The 17300-nt window shown below is 44.5% G+C and carries 13 protein-coding genes; 3 read left to right on the top strand and 10 right to left on the bottom strand.

Translation table 11 applies throughout. The annotated features are described in order from the left end of the window. Nucleotides 1-45: 45 nt before the first annotated feature. From ACH6CZ_RS09810 to ACH6CZ_RS09790, 5 genes are all read right to left on the bottom strand, one after another. A complete protein-coding gene (locus tag ACH6CZ_RS09810) occupies nucleotides 46-459 on the bottom strand; it encodes a TIGR03826 family flagellar region protein (protein WP_374097251.1) in 414 nt (137 codons plus the stop codon). 115 nt (nucleotides 460-574) lie between these two features. Next, nucleotides 575-1225, bottom strand: coding sequence for a ComF family protein (locus tag ACH6CZ_RS09805; protein WP_374097454.1), 651 nt, complete (start codon nucleotides 1223-1225; stop codon nucleotides 575-577). A 23-nt stretch (nucleotides 1226-1248) separates the two neighbouring features. Continuing rightward, a complete protein-coding gene (locus tag ACH6CZ_RS09800) occupies nucleotides 1249-2346 on the bottom strand; it encodes an ATP-dependent helicase ComFA (RefSeq protein ID WP_374097250.1) in 1098 nt (365 codons plus the stop codon). A 519-nt stretch (nucleotides 2347-2865) separates the two neighbouring features. Beyond that, nucleotides 2866-3708: a DegV family protein gene (locus tag ACH6CZ_RS09795; RefSeq protein WP_374097249.1), complete on the bottom strand. Its 843-nt coding sequence runs from the start codon at nucleotides 3706-3708 to the stop codon at nucleotides 2866-2868. Between the two features lie 274 nt (nucleotides 3709-3982). Then, nucleotides 3983-5956: a sensor domain-containing protein gene (locus ACH6CZ_RS09790; protein ID WP_374097248.1), complete on the bottom strand. Its 1974-nt coding sequence runs from the start codon at nucleotides 5954-5956 to the stop codon at nucleotides 3983-3985. A 913-nt stretch (nucleotides 5957-6869) separates the two neighbouring features. On the opposite strand from ACH6CZ_RS09790, the gene treP reads away from it, so the two are divergent. Together treP and treC are read left to right on the top strand one after the other, a co-directional pair. Next, entirely contained in the window at nucleotides 6870-8312 is a 1443-nt protein-coding gene (gene treP, locus ACH6CZ_RS09785; protein ID WP_374097247.1) for a PTS system trehalose-specific EIIBC component, read from the top strand. A gap of 473 nt (nucleotides 8313-8785) precedes the next feature. After that, the gene (gene treC, locus ACH6CZ_RS09780) at nucleotides 8786-10471 is read left to right on the top strand and encodes an alpha,alpha-phosphotrehalase (RefSeq protein WP_374097246.1); all 1686 of its coding nucleotides are present in this window, start codon (nucleotides 8786-8788) and stop codon (nucleotides 10469-10471) included. 273 nt (nucleotides 10472-10744) lie between these two features. Here the strand turns inward: treC and ACH6CZ_RS09775 are convergent, their stop codons facing one another. The 3 genes from ACH6CZ_RS09775 to ACH6CZ_RS09765 all read right to left on the bottom strand — a co-directional run bounded on the left by ACH6CZ_RS09775 (nucleotide 10745) and on the right by ACH6CZ_RS09765 (nucleotide 13844). After that, nucleotides 10745-11839, bottom strand: a complete 1095-nt coding sequence (locus ACH6CZ_RS09775) for an amidohydrolase (protein ID WP_374097245.1) — start codon at nucleotides 11837-11839, stop codon at nucleotides 10745-10747. 2 nt (nucleotides 11840-11841) lie between these two features. Continuing rightward, the gene (locus ACH6CZ_RS09770; RefSeq protein ID WP_374097244.1) at nucleotides 11842-12948 is read right to left on the bottom strand and encodes a mandelate racemase/muconate lactonizing enzyme family protein; all 1107 of its coding nucleotides are present in this window, start codon (nucleotides 12946-12948) and stop codon (nucleotides 11842-11844) included. A 326-nt stretch (nucleotides 12949-13274) separates the two neighbouring features. Next, the gene (locus ACH6CZ_RS09765) at nucleotides 13275-13844 is read right to left on the bottom strand and encodes a Cif family virulence factor (protein ID WP_374097243.1); all 570 of its coding nucleotides are present in this window, start codon (nucleotides 13842-13844) and stop codon (nucleotides 13275-13277) included. A gap of 457 nt (nucleotides 13845-14301) precedes the next feature. On the opposite strand from ACH6CZ_RS09765, the gene treR reads away from it, so the two are divergent. Next, nucleotides 14302-15021, top strand: coding sequence for a trehalose operon repressor (gene treR / locus ACH6CZ_RS09760; protein ID WP_374097242.1), 720 nt, complete (start codon nucleotides 14302-14304; stop codon nucleotides 15019-15021). A gap of 245 nt (nucleotides 15022-15266) precedes the next feature. Here the strand turns inward: treR and ACH6CZ_RS09755 are convergent, their stop codons facing one another. Beyond that, nucleotides 15267-15941: a response regulator gene (locus tag ACH6CZ_RS09755; RefSeq protein WP_374097241.1), complete on the bottom strand. Its 675-nt coding sequence runs from the start codon at nucleotides 15939-15941 to the stop codon at nucleotides 15267-15269. 20 nt (nucleotides 15942-15961) lie between these two features. Then, complete coding sequence (locus ACH6CZ_RS09750; RefSeq protein ID WP_374097240.1) at nucleotides 15962-17104, bottom strand: sensor histidine kinase; 1143 nt, start codon at nucleotides 17102-17104, stop codon at nucleotides 15962-15964. Between the last annotated feature and the right edge of the window lie 196 nt (nucleotides 17105-17300).

Here is a 17300-nt window from a genome sequence, read left to right as displayed (position 1 = left end):
AAGACACACAGGAAATTTAGAGTAAAAGTCCCATGTGTCTTATGATTATCTGTCGCGGTTTGACAGATAGGTTTTCTTATTTTGACTGGCAACAGTCTCACGGAATTCCATGTTAGATTCATGCTGCTTCAAATCACTCTGAATTCTGTCAGTGCACGAGCGGCAGATCTTTCCCTGATTAATAATCGTGCCGCAGCTGTCACACGGATAGCCAAGCCCTGGAAATTGCGCGGGATGCAGCCTGCGTTTGCGTACCCATTTATGCAACAGTTCAGGTGAAGCGCCCGTTACTTCTGTAATCCGTTCAATCGACGCCGCTCTATTTTCACGCTGTCTAAGAAAACGGTATACTTGTTCAAACAATTCTTCTTCCTCTTTAGCACATTTCGGACATACATCGCGCAGCCCGTTATAATTAAATATCGCATTACATTTTGGACAATTTCTTAATTCCGCCATTCGTTTATCCCCCTCGGGTGATTTTCTTATAGTATAAAACGAATGAGGAATAAATGGAAGCTAATGTATAGGTCTTTTTGTTTATCAATCACAACTTTATCACTATTAAGTTGTTTTATCTCCCTATCGTCACTGACCTGATCCCGCCTGCACCAGCTTTTTTTAACACTGTTGCAGCCCGCCTGATTGTGGTTCCGGTTGTATATAAATCATCAATTAAAATGATCTGTTCACCATTCAGTTTTTTCACCACTGTGTATGGATTCTCACCTGTATGCCTGTCATGCTTCTGCTTTTTTGCCTGTGAAGTTTCAGTATTCTGTCTAGTCAAAAGCCGCTCATATTTAACCCCCGCACACTCTAGCATTGCTTCCGTCTGATTAAATCCTCTTTCCATCAGCCGTTTCGCACTGACAGGGACTGGCGTGATGATGGCTGTCTTTTTAAAAGGCTTCAGCGTTTCAATAAGTTCTTTCCTGAAGCAGCCCGCAAGCGCATAATCACCGTTATACTTAAATCGTTTCAACCATTCTTTTAATGCAGGATTATACTGATAGATTGAAATATTCGAAGTCAGCACATCCTTGAGTTCAGGGTGCACCGCCCACTTTTCACAATCACCACATAACTCGTCACGTTCCATACCACGCGAACAAACCTTACACCTCGGACCTTCTATTTCCACCAGTTCCGCTCTGCACTTATCACAAAATGGATCCTCCACCCTTTTAAAAAGCACATCGCTCCAGCAAATGTCTTCAAACATTACAGTGTGACAATAAAGGCACCTCATACCATAAACCCCTTCACATACCCAAGCCGCGCCGCCTCTTTGTTCATCAGCACAATATGCCGCTGCGCCTTCACGATCGCGTCGGTTAATCCATGATGAAAAAATATCACGTTTCCTTTTGGCTTCAGCGGATCGCGTCCGACTCTCCCGGCAATCTGAACGAGTGCCGCTTCTGTAAAAACAGGATCATCCGCACCAATCACCGCCACTTCCACGCCTGAAAACGTCACGCCTCTTTCTAAAATGGTTGTTGTAAGGAGGACCTGCGTTTTTCCTTCTCTGAACGCCTGCACCTTCTCACCGCGTTCCGGATCAGCAGAGTGAACGGACGGTACTTTTAAAATCGTTGAATAAACCTGCATGGATTGAATGTCAGGCATAAATATAAGAGATTTTGGACGATTGGATAACCACTTCAGCAGTGCGGGATCGACCTTTTCTTTAGTCAAACCCTTCCGCCAGTTCCCAAGCCACTTCGTCTCAGGTACAGGCAGCGGATAGCCGTGAAATCTTGCAGGAATTTTGATTGTTTGGTCCGTTTTAATTTTTCGTGAAGGTGTGGCACTGAGATAGATCAATGTGGAGTGTGCTTTGCGGGCTTTAGCCGAAGATTTTTGAAGCGCTGCATCTGCTGAAAAAGGAAACGCATCCACCTCATCAATCACCATCACATCAAACGCTTCCCTGAACCGGAGCAGCTGATGCGTGGTGGCAATTGTAAGTTGTGCATGTGGCAGCCTGTCTTCACTGCCGCCATAAAGGGATTCAATCTGAGTCGTTGGAAAAGCTTTTTTGAGGCGCGGGGCGAGTTCCTGCACAACATCTCTTCTGGGTGTGGCGATGCAAATACGAAGATTTTCCCGGAGCGCTTTTTCAATCATATGAAACAAAATCTCCGTCTTCCCTGCCCCGCAAACCGCATGAACCAAAATGGATTTTTTCGTTTCAATTGAATTGACCAGTGCAGCGGAAGCTTTTTGCTGAGGAAGCGATAACTCACCCTCCCACTGCAAAATCGGTTCAGCTGGAGGCGGCTGAGTGAACGGCTCATCCTTCCAAAGTACAATCCACTCACACTCAGAGGCCTTCCCCATCTGAATACAATTGCGGCAATACACACACTGCTTTCCGCACTTCCCGCAGTCATGCGCCGCTAATAAATACCGCTTCCTATTCCCGCAACGCTGGCAAAGTAAATTCTTAACAGCTGGGATTAAGTCTATCTGGTTTTGAAATTCTAATAAAGGAAATTCATTGAGGACTTCAGAGAGCAAAAACTGTCTTCCGGAGAGGAATTGTTGGGGAGTAGTCATTTGGGGGGAGCTCCTTTTTTGGGGTTATTTTGTTGTAAGAGTAAGATCGCAAATTTAAGAGATAATCAATTGGTAGAGAAACAATACTTTCTTTTTGCACATAGAATACAGAGTTTTTCTAGCCTTAACATTGATGAGGAAATTTACATTTTTATTAAATACTTAGTGTAGCGGAGCGTAAGGCGGTGACACCGGGACGATTAGTGGGAAGCTGAGACCCCGCAAGGCGAAGCATGAGGAGGCTCAGCATCCGCCTGAAGTGCAGCGGAACACATTAGAGTGCTTGACCCTTATTAACTATCACTTCTTCATCCACCCAAGCCCCATCGAACCCTCACCAAGGTGTGTACCAATGACAGGTCCGAAATGGCTGATCCGGAACGTTACATTCGGCAGTTCACTGCTGATTTCACTTTTCCACTTCACCGCTTCTTCCTCACGATTGGCGTGTATAATGACAGCCTGAACTTCCTCATATTTCTGAGCGTCTTCTTTTAACAAATCAACAATCCGTTTCATCGCTTTTTTACGCGTACGGATTTTTTCAAAAGGCTCAATTTTTGTATCAACAAAATGCAGTAACGGCTTCACCTGCAGCATGCTTCCGATTATCGCCTGTGCATTCGAAAGGCGACCGCCCCGCTGAAGGTGCCCTAAATTATCCACCATAAAATACGCGTGCGTTGTTTCCTTCAGTTCATTTAAACGGGCAAGAATTTCTTCGGCACCCGCACCGTTTTTTGCCATCGCAGCCGCTTCAAGCACAAACATCCCCTGCACCATACAGGAAATTTCAGAGTCAAAAGGATACACTTTTATCCCTTCAACCATCTCACCAGCCTGCACAGCACCTGCGTATGTACCACTGATCCCGCTTGATAAATGGATCGTCACCACTTCGTCATGATCCGTGCTCAGTTCTTCAAACAGAGAAGCAAACGTGCCCACTGCAGGCTGAGACGTCTTAGGTAAAGCGCCACCTTTGCGGACCTCCGCATAAAAGTCGTCCGTTTTCAGATCAACTTCCTCTTCATATGTCTCGCCATTCATGACGACACATAGTGGGACCATGCGTATACCATACATCTCGCGCAGTTCCTCCGGCAAATAAGCCGTACTATCAGTTACCACTGCCGTTCTCATTAAATCATCCTATCTATTTGCATTTCCAACTAAATGGATACTTATATATGACACTTGTCATGTCCTATTTTATCCTAATCACATGAGGTGTGCATCTTATTTGGAAAAGTTTTTTGGCGCTCAAAATCGCGAACACCTACCTCAGCCTTGCTCTCACTGCGCTTAACCCGGGTATATCGCTACGTCACGGCGAAGCATACCTACCTCATCAGCCATGATACTACGCTCGACTGCCCCCACCTCCCCCCTTCCAAAACCAACAAAAAAGAGCACCCTACTCTGGCACTCTTTCCTTCAACACTTTCTTATAATAAAACTCTTCACACTGCTCAATGGTCAAAGGCTTAAAGAAATAATATCCCTGCATATCATTGCAGCCGTTCATCTGCAGGAAGTTGCGCTGGTCATCGGTTTCGACGCCTTCTGCCAGCACATCTAGGTTAAGGCTGTTTGCTAGCTTAATGATGGAAACGAGGATGGCTTCGCCACGTTCATCTGTGAGAATCTGATCCGTGAAGTGTTTATCAATTTTGATTTTGTCTACAGGAAACTGATTCAGGTAGGACAGAGTGGAATAGCCCGTACCGAAATCGTCGATTGCCACACGTATGCCGAGATCACGCAGGCGTTCGAGTGTTCTGACACTCTCTTGATGAGAAAACAATTGAATATTTTCTGTGATTTCGAGTTCAATCTGATGAAATGGAATATTGAATTCGTAAATGACTTGTTCTAAGAATGCGATAAAATTTTTGTTCCTGAAAAGTCCGGAAGAAATATTAAATGCAATGATCCCATCGAATTTGAAATTCTTTTTCCAGGTTGAAAATTGTTTCAGACAGCTTTCCAGCTGATAGCGCGTCAGCTTCTCCATCATGCCGGATGTTTCAGCAATCGGGATGAATTCAGCAGGTGAAACCACTCCAAGCACCGGGTGATCCCAGCGTGTGAGCACTTCAACTCCTGTAATCCAATTCTTCGTTGAATCTACCTGAGGTTGAAAAACAAATTCCAGCTCTCCGCGTTCAATCACTTTTTTTAGCTCCTGCTGAATAATTAAGTCACGCGAAACGCTTTCATGCATCATTGGATTATAAAGGACCGCTTTTGACGACTGCTTCTTTTTTGCCTCGTACATTGCGATATCCGCCTTATCAATCAGGGTATCAACAAGGTTGCCGTCTTTTGGATACTGACTGACCCCGATACTTGGTTCAATATGTATTTCGGGACGATCCGTTAGTACAAAGGCTTTACTGAACATGGCTATAATCCGGTTGCCGAACTCAATTACTTCTTCCTGATTCATATTTTCAGGCACCAAAATGAGGTACTCATCACCGCCAAGGCGTGAAATGGTCAGGCTGTCAGGCAGATTTTTCTGAAGACGTATGCCAATCTTCCGGATCAGTCTATCCCCTACATCATGACCATAAAGATCGTTGATGATTTTGAACTGATTCAGGTCCAGAAAATAAATCGTAAAAGGGTTATTTTTATCTATATAGTCTTTCATCAGTTCATAGGAATAGCGTCTATTTGGCAGACCGGTTAAATGATCCGAGTTGGCAGACTGCCATAAAGACTTTTCAAGCTCTTTTTGCTTATTCGTGTTCCGGAAATAAACGGATAGACCGCCCTGTCTGTTTGGATATGCATGAACATCAAACCAGCTTTTGTTGGGCTCATAATATTCTTCAAACCGCGTCGGAATCTGGTCATGCATTGTTTTGAAATAATACTCTTCAAAGCCTGTTCCCCATGCTTTCGGAAAGAGCGTCCACATATTTTTTCCAATCATTTCTTCACGTGTTTTAAATAATACTTTTTCAGCTTCATGATTCACATAGGTAAAACACCATTTATCATCTAGTGAGAAAAATGCTTCGTTCATACTTTCTAATACATCAACTGCATTCTCAGCAACAATACCTTTATCCATCCCAGGGAGAATCTGAAACAGCATATACTGCTCATTATATTTGGTGATGGTAAGTTGACAATATTCTCGTGACACTGTTCGGAAAAAATAATCATAAGATTTATTTTTTCCACGCCAGATCTTCTGACATTCCTTTTTAATATGCGGCGCACATATTAATTTATTCAGTTCACTATATTCTTTTCCCGCATGATCGACCATGTGATCAAATTGCTTCCAGGTAGCGTTTGATAGTTGAACTTTACCGCTTTCATCAACGATTGCAGCCGGTAATTTTAACAGATTAAGTAAGTTTTTTTCATCCATGGTCATCACCTCCAAGCTTTTTCATAAAACCTGCATTTACAATACAAATATCGTCATTTAAATTCAAAATTGAAACAAATTGTTAATCATTATCGTAAATATGTAATTTTGTATAAATATTATCCTACTCATATTCAGTAAGTTTTCATTCTATAAAACCTGTAACTTCACGCAATGTGTATAATTCTGAAAGTTTTTGACTAACACAAATCAATTATTGATATTGGACTCTTGTTTCGTTGCAAGACATACTACGTTCCTCATTTTGAAATATTCAATTATGATTCTGGTGCTAACTGTTAAATAAGTTCACGCTCTTTTTAAGAATCATAAAATGACGGTTTCTAGAGTTATTACACATGATATAAGACAAAAGTCATACACACTAGTATATTTTACTATCTCATATATTTTATTAAATGTGCTTTGATACAAGATTTATAATAATGTTACGCAAAAAGCCTGTTATATATTGGTACTTAGGCTATGTAGAAATTTCTTAATTGACAACTTGTATATACACGTTATAGGATAAGAATTGTTAAATGAAAGCGCTGTTTATTGAGCAGGCATAAGAGAAGTAGAAGCGGATCTGTCCTGGACCTACAAAACGCAATGGAATGCAGATTGCTACCAGGTGATTGCGGGATTGCAACAGCCTTGGTAATGTTTGATGCAAGTGACCGGGTGTATCGCTACAAGTTAAAGTGGGAATGCTACAACTTTGGCAATCATAACGACAGCTCAGCTGGTTCATCGCGCAAGCCGGACAAATAATGCGACAAATCAGGCAGAAATCACTACATCCAGCACTGCACAAAACCCTCTCAATACCAGTGTTTTTTCCTGAATAAAGGGAATAGATGACTAGCGCCACGGAAATGAAAACGGTTTCGAAAGGGAGGTTTCATAGATGAGCGATGTGAATCGTGAACAGGTGCGTCAGATTGTTGAAGCAATCGGCGGACAGGAAAACATCGACACAGCTACTCACTGTGTCACGCGCCTGCGCTTCGTCCTGCATGACGATAGCAAGGTGGATAAGAAAAAGCTTGAGTCAATTGATCTTGTAAAAGGGTCTTTTGCCAATAGCGGACAGTATCAGGTAGTGATTGGTCAGGGTCTTGTAGATAAGGTATACAAGGTTCTTGCTGAAGAAACAGGTATTCAGGAAGTATCAAAAGATGAAGTCAAAAGTGCAGCGACGAAAAAGATGAACCCGCTGCAGCGTGCGATTAAGCTTTTAGCTGACATTTTCATTCCTATTCTTCCGGCAATCGTAACAGCAGGTTTACTGCTCGGTTTGAACAATGTATTAACAGCATCGGATTTATTCGGCGCTGACCCGCTGATTGTTACCTATCCTCAGTGGGCTGACATTGCAGAAGTCATAAACATTATAGCCAGCGCCGCCTTCACCTTCTTACCCGCTCTGATCGGCTGGTCAGCGGTTAAGAGGTTCGGAGGCAACCCGTTAATGGGTATCGTGCTTGGTTTAGTACTTGTACACCCTGCCCTGTTAAGTGCTTACGCTTACCCGGATGCACTTCAGGAAGGCACAGTACCAACATGGAATTTATTTGGCTTAACCGTTGAATCAATCGGTTATCAGGGTCAGGTTCTTCCGGTATTAGTGGCAGCTTATCTGTACGCCCTGATCGAAAAGTTCTTAAACAGACGCGTACACGATTCAATCAAACTGTTAGTTGTTGCACCGGTGTCAATCTTAATCACAGGGTTTGCAGCATTTATCGTCATTGGACCACTAACATTTGCAGCAGGTACAGCAGTAACTGATGCAGTTGTTTACATGTTTGAAAACTTCGGCTGGTTAGGCGGACTGATCTATGGTGGATTCTACGCAGTACTTGTTATCACAGGTATGCACCATACATTCCTGCCGGTGGACTTACAGCTGATCTCAGACCAGGGAGGTACATTCCTATGGCCAATCCTTGCACTGTCTAACATTGCACAAGGGTCTGCAGCATTTGCGATTTTTGCAGCAACATTCTTCATGAAAAATAAAGACGAGAAGCTGAAAGGACTTGCAAGTTCCTCCGGTATCTCAGCATGGCTCGGCGTCACAGAACCCGCACTGTTCGGGGTTAACTTACGCTATAAGTTCCCATTCATCTGTGCACTGATCGGTTCAGGTATCGCGGGACTTCTTCTTGGTGCCAACTTCGTCCTCGCCAACTCAATCGGCGTCGGCGGTGTACCGGGTATTATCTCAATCCAAAGCCAGTTCTGGGGACTATTTGCAACCGGCATGGCAATCGTCATCGTCGTACCATTCGCACTGACACTTGCTTATGCACTGATTGTGAAAAAAGGTAAGCTTGAAGACGAGTAAACATGGATATAGAGCTGTGAGAAGAAATTTTCACAGCTCTGTTTTTCTTTTAAAAGAGTAGTGAGTGTTAAGAACCGTTTCGCTGCGCTTCGGACGGATGCTTTCCGTGGCTGGGCGGTGAGCCAGCAGGCTTCGCCATGCTCTGTCTCACCTGTCCCTTCCTGCAACAGGAGTCACCGCCCTATGCTCCGCTACACTGAATTTTCATTTATTATTTGAATTACACTTTGAAATTTATGCTACTTAATTGTTTTCAGGTTTAGTTAACTAATACAACTTTATATAAATTTGTATTTATTAGTATTTATCAAGCAGATTGCAGCGGAAGGCGGTGACTCCGGGACGATTAGTGGGAAGCTGAGAACCCACAGCCGAAGGCGAGGAGGCTCAGCAACCACCGTCCGGAAAGCATCCGCCTGGAGCTGCAACCTGCGATTATTAAAACTATCACCTTTTTAAAAGGAGGAATTCAAATGGCACAGCCATGGTGGAAAAAAGCAGTGGTATATCAGATTTATCCGAAGAGCTTTAATGATACAACCGGAAATGGTGTCGGTGATTTAAACGGGATCACTGAGAAGCTTGATTATTTAAATGAACTGGGTGTCGATGTTCTTTGGCTGACACCGCCTTATAAGTCGCCTCAGCGTGACAATGGCTATGATATCAGCGATTATTTCTCAATCCATGACGAGTACGGTTCGATGGAAGACTTTGACCGCATGCTTGAAGAAGCACATAAGCGCGATATCCGCATCATTATGGACATTGTTGTGAACCATACGTCTACTGAGCACGAGTGGTTTATTGAATCACGCAAGTCTAAAGATAATGACTACCGCGACTTCTACATTTGGAAAGACGGCAAAGAAGACGGTGCTGAGCCAACGAATTGGGCATCAAAGTTTGGTGGTAATGCATGGCAGTATGATGAAGCGACTGGTCAGTACTACCTTCACCTGTTTGATGTAACGCAGGCTGATTTGAACTGGGAGAATGAGAAAGTGCGCCGTGAGATTTATGACATGATGAATTTCTGGGCTGAAAAAGGTGTGGATGGCTTCCGCCTTGATGTGATTAACCTTGTATCTAAACATCAGGATTTCCCTGATGAAACGGGTGACGGTGACGGACGCCGCTTTTACACAGACGGCCCGCGCGTTCACGAATATATGCACGAGATGAATCAGGAGGTCTTTTCAAAACACGACCTGCTGACGGTTGGTGAGATGTCTTCAACGACAATCGATCACTGTATTAAATACTCGAACCCCGAACGTGAAGAACTCAGCATGACGTTCAACTTTCACCATTTAAAAGTCGATTATCCAAACGGTGAAAAGTGGACTGCAGCTGACTTTGACTTCCTGCAGCTGAAAGACATCCTTTCAACGTGGCAGGTTGGCATGAATGAAGGCGGCGGCTGGAACGCACTGTTCTGGTGTAACCATGACCAGCCACGCGTTGTATCGCGCTACGGAAATGACGGTAAGTATCACAATGAGTCCGCGAAGATGCTTGCAACATCCGTTCATATGATGCAGGGTACACCGTACATTTACCAGGGTGAAGAGTTCGGAATGACGAATCCGAAGTTCACGTCGATTGATGAATACCGTGATGTAGAGTCGCTGAACATTTATAATATCCTGCTTGAAGAAGGTAAAAGCGAAGAGGAAATCCTGAAGATTCTGCGTCAGAAATCACGTGATAATTCCCGTACGCCTGTTCAGTGGGATGACAGTGAAAACGCAGGATTTACAAACGGTACGCCGTGGATTCCTGTTGCGAAAAACTTTAAGGAACACAATGCAAAAGCAGCGCTGGAAGATCGCAACTCAGTCTTCTATCACTACCAGAAGCTAATCCAGCTTCGCAAGGATTTTGATATCCTGACAGACGGCAACTATGAGCTGCTGCTTGCAGATCACCCATCAATTTTCGCTTATACGCGGAATACTGAAGATGAAATGCTGCTTGTGTTAAATAACTACTATGCAGACGAAACGAAGTTCGAAATGCCTGAAGCACTTGCTGAAAAACTTGAAGGTTTCACGCGTCCGGATTTACTGATCCAGAACTATAATGATGTAAATGGTGACGCTGAGAAATATACACTGCGTCCTTATGAGTCAATTGTGTTTCATTATAAGAAGTAAGATATGAAAACCGCCCGGAATGAATGATCCTGGGCGGTTTTGTCTATTTTCACGCAGGTGGTGCAGCGCCCGAGTGTCATATATAGGCTGGCGAACGCTGTGTTTGTGCCGGTGACGTAGTGATACACCCGGATTGAGTGCGCTATCATTCCCGTTGAGTGACGTATCAGCGCGATTGACTGCGGTATCCACCGATTTGAACGAAGCACTACACCCACTTTATGCATTTAAGAAACTAAAAGCCTATTTCCCAAGGGAATGAAGCTGGGCTTTCTATCTTTCCAGCACCAGCTCCACAGCCCGCGTAATCACCCGTACTCCCTGCTCCAAACAGTCATGATTAAACCGCATATCAGGATGATGCAATCCAGGTGTGAGATCTGCGCCTAGTGCGAGCATACATGCCTTCAGCTCAGGCTTTTCTATCGTATAGAAATGAAAATCATCACTTCCCGGCGTAACGACACGCGGCCTGAGCGCTTCTTCCCCCATTTCCTGCACAATCGCTTCACGCATGATCGCTTCTGCTTCCTCATTCACAGCAGCACCCGGCGTATAATCAATCCAGTTACCCTCAATTTTCACACCAAGCATGTGACTAAAAGAGGTGACCTTTTTATCAATCTGCTCCTTTAATTCATCCATCGCCTCATTCGTCTGCGCACGCACGTCCAGCGCAAACGTTGCAGAACCCGGAATGATATTATAATTTGATGCGCCGGCATGAAAGCTTGTCATTTTAATAGAATGCGGAAGCATCGGTGAAATTCTGACTGACTGCAGCAGCTGACCGAGTGCAAATCCGGCTTCAATCGCATTTACACCTTGATGCGGCCTGGCGCCATGCAGGTCTTCCCCAGTAATTTTTCCTTCATAAAAGATCCCGCCGCCGTGTGATATAGATGGTGCAGCCTCACCAAAGGACAGTTCATCTTTCGGACGAAGATGCACGCCAAACAGCGTCGTCAGTCCGTCAGCCCCACCATTTTTAATGACAGAAAGGGAGCCGTTTCCCTGCTCCTCAGCCGGCTGAAAAATACATCTAAATGTTCCTTTTAGTGTATCTTCCTTCTTTTTCAACGCTAAAAGTGTCCCGATCCCAATCGTCATATGTGCATCATGACCGCAGGAATGGTTCGCTTTCATCTCACCGTTAACCTCCTGCCAAAGCGCATCCATATCCGCACGGAAACCGACAACCGGCTCACCACTTCCCACTTCAGCAATCAGCCCCGTATGCTTTTTAAAAAGCTGAACGCCTACGCCTTCCCGCTCCAGCATATGCGCAATATAATCAGTCGTCCTCACTTCTTTAAAACTCGTCTCAGCAAGCCCGTGAAGGTCCTGCCACACCTGCTCAAGATTCATCCTCACACCTCCGCATGCAATTCGCTCAAGTCCTTAAGTATCTCTTCATCTACATCCACACCAAGCCCCGGCTTTTCCGCTAAATGAACATAAGGCACTTCATATTTTAAATTCCCTGGATCTTTTGAAAAGAGCAGCGGTCCAGTCAGCTCAGTCGTCTCAATATTTTTCCTCGCAATCGCAGTATGATAACCCGCAGCAGAACCAATTGACGACTCCACCATTGAACCGATTTGGCATGCCAGTCCCGCTGCTTCAGCCGTTTTCGCCATATGAATAATTGGATAAATCCCGCCACTCTTCATCAGCTTCAAATTAATTTTATCTGCAGCACGCATTTCAATGGCTCGCTGCAGATCTTTTTCAGTACAAATACTCTCATCAAGCATGAGCGGCGTAACCGTTGATTGGCGTAGTTCATTCATTTCAATAAATGCTTCAGGAACAAGCGGCTGCTCCACCCAGTCCAGATTCAGCAATTCCGTCTGAGCAAGCGCTCGCTTAGCCGTTTCATACGTCTCCCATCCCTGATTCACATCAACACGGATCGGTACATCTGCTCCAACAGCCTCTCTGATCTTTCTCAAACGCTGCACATCAAGTTCCGTATCACCGCTTAACTTGATTTTTAGATGCTTATAGCCACTTTCAAGCGCTGCGAGTGCAGCCTCACTCATTTTTTCAGGTGAGCCAATCGAAATGACCTTTGGATAACTCAACTGCTCATGCGCCTTCCCGCCGATCAGGTCATAAACAGGCACTCCCGTTATTTTGCCCATCAGATCAAAGCACGCAATATCCACCGCCGCTTTAATCGAAGGATTTCCCCTAAGCGCACGATTCATGCGGTAGTGAATCTCTTCAATCTGAAAAGGTGACAGCCCCTTCACCTCAGGCAAAATCACTTTTTTTAAAAGCGCAAACGAACCATAAAACGATTCCCCCGTCACATGCTCATCAGGCACAGCCTCACCATACCCCTCATAGCCGGTGTCAGTAGTGAGTTTTAATATAATGGAAGGCATTGACTCGAACCTTGCATAAGAAACTACAAATGGTTCCTTTAAAGGAAGGTGTATCCCCCATATTTCAGCACGAATAATTTTCATCTCTAAAACCTCATTTCCCAGGAAATATGTCGATATGTACAGAAAATGCACCTCTTTTGGGAGATGCACTTCTTCAATCAGATGTTAATAACCATTGATCTCCGTTCCAGGCGGGGAATTTGTAAAATAAGATAGTTGCAATTTAATTTTTAGATACATCCCTCTTATAAAAGTTCACTCAGCAAACCTCGTAGTGGAGAACGGAGACTCCTGCGGCAGGAAGGGCCTGGCGAGACCCCGCAGGCGGAGCCGTGGAGGCTTGCCGGACCGGCCGCGGAAAGCGGAGTTCTCCACGTAGAGATTTGCGGTTTCTAAGTCAAACTAATTTATGGTGCCGCAATAAATTGAATCGACGCAATCTTCCACTCACCGTCAACTTCTTTCAGAATCGTTACCTGACGACCGCCTCTTGCGGCCTCAGCTCCCGAATCCGGATCCGTCGTCGTCAATTCCATATTTGAAAACACCTCAGCCGAACCCTCTTCATATCCGCTGATCGTATGCTCAACCACTTCTCTGTGCACATCAAACTGGTTATACACTTCCTCAAGCGCCGCACGCTCTTCTTCTCTATCATAATAACCATCTTCATATAAAAGCAGGTCCAGATAACCCTCTATATCTTTATTATTAAAAGTCTCAATATACTCATCAAAGACCGCCATAATTTCCTCTTCAGCCTCAGCAGGCACCTCTGCACTCTCTACATTGCCTTCTTCATCAAACACAATACCTTCCTCAGACTCACCGGTCCCCTCAGAAGCATGCGTTTCCTGACCTTCACCAGCCAGTCCATCATCAGCACTATTTGTATTCGTACTCTCTTCATCACTGCATCCTGCAAGCACAACCGCAAGCAGACCGGCAGCAATCGATGTCTTCCAAACTCTGTTCATACAAACCGTCCTTTCTGCTTATCATTCTTTAACTCTACAAAGTGGGCTGACAGTTTCCGCGTCAGGGTTACTTCGTGGCCGGGCGGTGAACCAGCAGGCTTCGCCATTTCCTCACCCGTCCCTTCCTGCCACAGGAGTTGTCCCCTGCAGCTCCAACAGTCAGCTGTGTAAATAAAAACCATGGATTATATCATGGCTAACTTTGATATTATTGAATTTTAGAATTAGCACCTACCAGCGGATTCTTGGAGTGGGGGACGGAGACTCCTGCGGCGGAGAAGCGACAGGTGAGACCCCGCAAGGCGAAGCCTGAGGAGGCTCACCGCGCGGCTGCGGAAAGCGCAGTCCCCCCACGGAAAGAAGTAGCGGCTTATTAACTCAAATATCATATGAAAATAATGGTACATTCACTAAAATCCTGTCCCCTCATATGATACAATAAACAAGGGTGATATATATGGCAACTACAAATAAATATATGAACATTTTTCAAGAACTCTCCGAAGAAATAAAAAATGGAGTCTTCGAGCCGAACTCTTTACTCCCTTCAGAACACGAACTGTGCGAGCGATTCAACACATCACGCGAAACAATCAGGAAAGCGCTTACACTTTTATCGCAAAACGGGTTCATTCAGAAAATGCAGGGAAAAGGCTCCCTCGTTCTTGATATAAGTAAAATGACATTCCCTGTCACGGGGCTTGTCAGCTTTAAAGAAATCCAGCAGTCACTTGGACGGGATATCCAGACGACTGTGCATAAACTTGAACTGATCGAAGCAGAAGACTGGCTTGCAAACCAGCTCGAATGTCCTCAAAACGCACTCGCCTGGGAAGTGGTCCGTGCACGAACCATTCAGGGCGAACGAGTCATACTCGATAAAGACTGGCTGCTTCAGACAAGCGTCCCTTCTTTAACAGAAGAGATCTGTGCAGACTCAATCTATGCCTACCTTGAAGGGCAGCTCGGTCTGAACATCTCCTACGCCAAAAAAGAAATCACAGTCGAGCCTGCAACTGACGAGGACCGTGCCTTGCTCGACCTTGATGGCTACAGCCACATCGTACTCGTTAAAAACTTCGTGCACCTAGAAGACACATCGATCTTCCAATACACCGAGTCGCGCCACAGACTTGATAAATTCAAGTTTGTCGATTTTGCGAGACGCCGGAAATAGGTTGAAACTCCGCTGGTTAGATGGCGGGGTTTTTTTATTTGGTGGCGTACGGTGGGTCTGGGGACGGAGTTAGCGCAACGGGCGGAAGGAAGGACCGGGGACGGAGTTAGCACTACGAAGGGACAGAGTTAACCCATTTAAGTGTGTTAGAAGTGAAGTATCAACTCTGTCCCCAAATAGAAAAGTGAAGTGCTAACTCCGTCCCCACCAAAAAAGCCCCGCCGCAGCGGAGCCCAAAAAACTATTTATCGTACCTCAACCCAGCCATTCTTAATCGCAGTCACAACTGCCTGAGTACGGTCATTTACATTCATTTTCTGAAGAATGTTACTTACATGGTTCTTAACTGTTTTTTCTGAGATGTACAGGCCTTCACCGATTCCGCGGTTACTTTTACCGTCTGCAAGCATCTGCAGTACTTCGCATTCACGCTTTGTCAGCAGGTGAAGCGGGCGGCGAACTTCCATCTGCTGGAAGTTACCTGTGAATTCTGCTTCAGCCAGGCGTCGGAATTCATTTACAAGGTTTACGGTTACTTTCGGGTGAAGGTAAGATCCGCCGTCAGCAACAGTTTTAATTGCTTCAATCAGTGCTTCTGAGTCCATCTCTTTTAGCATGTAGCCAAGCGCACCTGATTTTAGCGCGTGTGATACGTAGTTTTCATCATCGTGAATCGACAGGATAATCACTTTTGCATCTGGATGCTTCTGAATAAGCTGTCCTGTTGCTTCCACGCCGTTTACGTTTGGCATGTTAATATCCATTAATACGACATCCGGCTGGTGTGTTTCATATAGTTCGATTGCCTGAGAACCGTCATCGCCTTCTCCTACGATTTCAAATGTTTCTTCAAAATCCAGGATGCGTTTTACACCTTCGCGGAATAACTGATGATCATCAATAATTAGAATTTTTGTCATGTTTGGTTCCCCCTCAATCTTTAACTTGTAATTGGTACATTAATCGTAATTGTAGTGCCTTTTCCGGGACTTGACTGAACTTTCATTTTTCCTGATACAAGTTCAATTCTCTCTTTCATTCCCATCATGCCATATGAGCCCTGCTTTTTTGCTGAAGGATCGAAGCCCTTGCCGTCGTCTTTAATAATTGCATTCACGCAATCAGGACGAATTTCTACTTTCACAATGACTTCAGTTGCCTGTGCGTGCTTTACGGCATTTTGCACAGCTTCCTGAATCAGTCTGAACAGTGAAACTTCATATTTTGGATCTAATCTTGATTCTTCCCCAATTTGCCTAAATGATAACTTAGTACCATTGCTATACTCTTCGATCGTACTTAAGTATTTTCTGAGGGTCGGAACAAGACCAAGGTCATCGAGCGCCATCGGTCGGAGGTCATAGATGATGCGGCGGACCTCTGACAATGCTGAGCGGACCATTTTTTTATAGCTTTTTATTTCTTTTATGGCTTCTTCAGTGCCTTTTTCGTTGAAAACACGTTCTATAATGTCTGATCTCATAAGTACATTTGCCATCATTTGAGCCGGACCATCATGTATTTCCCGGGAAAGTCTTTTACGTTCTTCTTCCTGCGCTTCAATGATCTGCATCCCGAAAAGCTGCTTTTCAGCTGCATCTTCAAGTGCTGCACCGACCTTTTTCAAGTCACTGTTCAGGTAACTCAGTACAACTGAAATCTGTGTCACCAGGTTTTCAGCACGTTCAATGGTATCAATCATATTTTGAAGCCGGCGTTCAAGGTCATCTCTTCTCTCTCGCAGCCGTTTTTCTTCCTGTCTATTAACAGAGAGTTGCATCTGAAGATCGTGTGCCGTTTCGTATGCCTGACGTACCTGTTCTTCAGAAAAATCCTTAAAATGGTGGCTGACTTCTGCAAGACGTTTTCTTGCAAAACGCGAACGGCGCTCTAAGTCATCACCTGTATAAATAACACTCGCAATTTTTTCGCGTATGAGAGCAAGCTCATTGACGAGCTGGTCGTATTCATTACGGGTCTGCTCACCTATTTCAAAAATTTCTGATTTGCTCTGATCCACAGTCTCTATCATTTTACCCAGTATTGAATCAAGGACCTGGGTGTCTATACTATTTGCGGACACGTGCAGACTCCTTTCTTTCATATACATGTCTTTACAAAAAATTATACTGTTAAACCAGTAAAATTGAAAGTATTGTGCTAAATAAAGTTTCGCACCGCAACATGTCGAAAATACGCAAAAAAGAAGCTATTCCAATATATTTTCGAAACGTCCTTTTAAGCAACAGGACCTTACCCATTATAACATCATCACTTTG

The sequence above is a fragment of the Jeotgalibacillus sp. JSM ZJ347 genome (assembly GCF_044383825.1).
Classification (GTDB): domain Bacteria; phylum Bacillota; class Bacilli; order Bacillales; family Jeotgalibacillaceae; genus Jeotgalibacillus.
Note: the sequence above shows the minus strand (reverse complement) of the source record. Positions and strands in the feature narration are given on the sequence as shown.

Excerpts from the sequence above, each read along its gene's own strand:
- ACH6CZ_RS09800 (WP_374097250.1), bottom strand. The coding sequence starts at position 2,346 with ATGGGGAAGGCCTCTGAGTGTGAGTGGATTGTACTTTGGAAGGATGAG.
- treC (WP_374097246.1), top strand. The coding sequence starts at position 8,786 with ATGGCACAGCCATGGTGGAAAAAAGCAGTGGTATATCAGATTTATCCG.
- ACH6CZ_RS09765 (WP_374097243.1), bottom strand. The coding sequence starts at position 13,844 with ATGAACAGAGTTTGGAAGACATCGATTGCTGCCGGTCTGCTTGCGGTT.
- ACH6CZ_RS09775 (WP_374097245.1), bottom strand. The coding sequence starts at position 11,839 with ATGAATCTTGAGCAGGTGTGGCAGGACCTTCACGGGCTTGCTGAGACG.
- ACH6CZ_RS09795 (WP_374097249.1), bottom strand. The coding sequence starts at position 3,708 with ATGAGAACGGCAGTGGTAACTGATAGTACGGCTTATTTGCCGGAGGAA.
- ACH6CZ_RS09805 (WP_374097454.1), bottom strand. The coding sequence starts at position 1,225 with ATGTTTGAAGACATTTGCTGGAGCGATGTGCTTTTTAAAAGGGTGGAG.
- ACH6CZ_RS09770 (WP_374097244.1), bottom strand. The coding sequence starts at position 12,948 with ATGAAAATTATTCGTGCTGAAATATGGGGGATACACCTTCCTTTAAAG.
- ACH6CZ_RS09790 (WP_374097248.1), bottom strand. The coding sequence starts at position 5,956 with ATGGATGAAAAAAACTTACTTAATCTGTTAAAATTACCGGCTGCAATC.
- ACH6CZ_RS09810 (WP_374097251.1), bottom strand. The coding sequence starts at position 459 with ATGGCGGAATTAAGAAATTGTCCAAAATGTAATGCGATATTTAATTAT.
- ACH6CZ_RS09755 (WP_374097241.1), bottom strand. The coding sequence starts at position 15,941 with ATGACAAAAATTCTAATTATTGATGATCATCAGTTATTCCGCGAAGGT.
- treP (WP_374097247.1), top strand. The coding sequence starts at position 6,870 with ATGAGCGATGTGAATCGTGAACAGGTGCGTCAGATTGTTGAAGCAATC.
- treR (WP_374097242.1), top strand. The coding sequence starts at position 14,302 with ATGGCAACTACAAATAAATATATGAACATTTTTCAAGAACTCTCCGAA.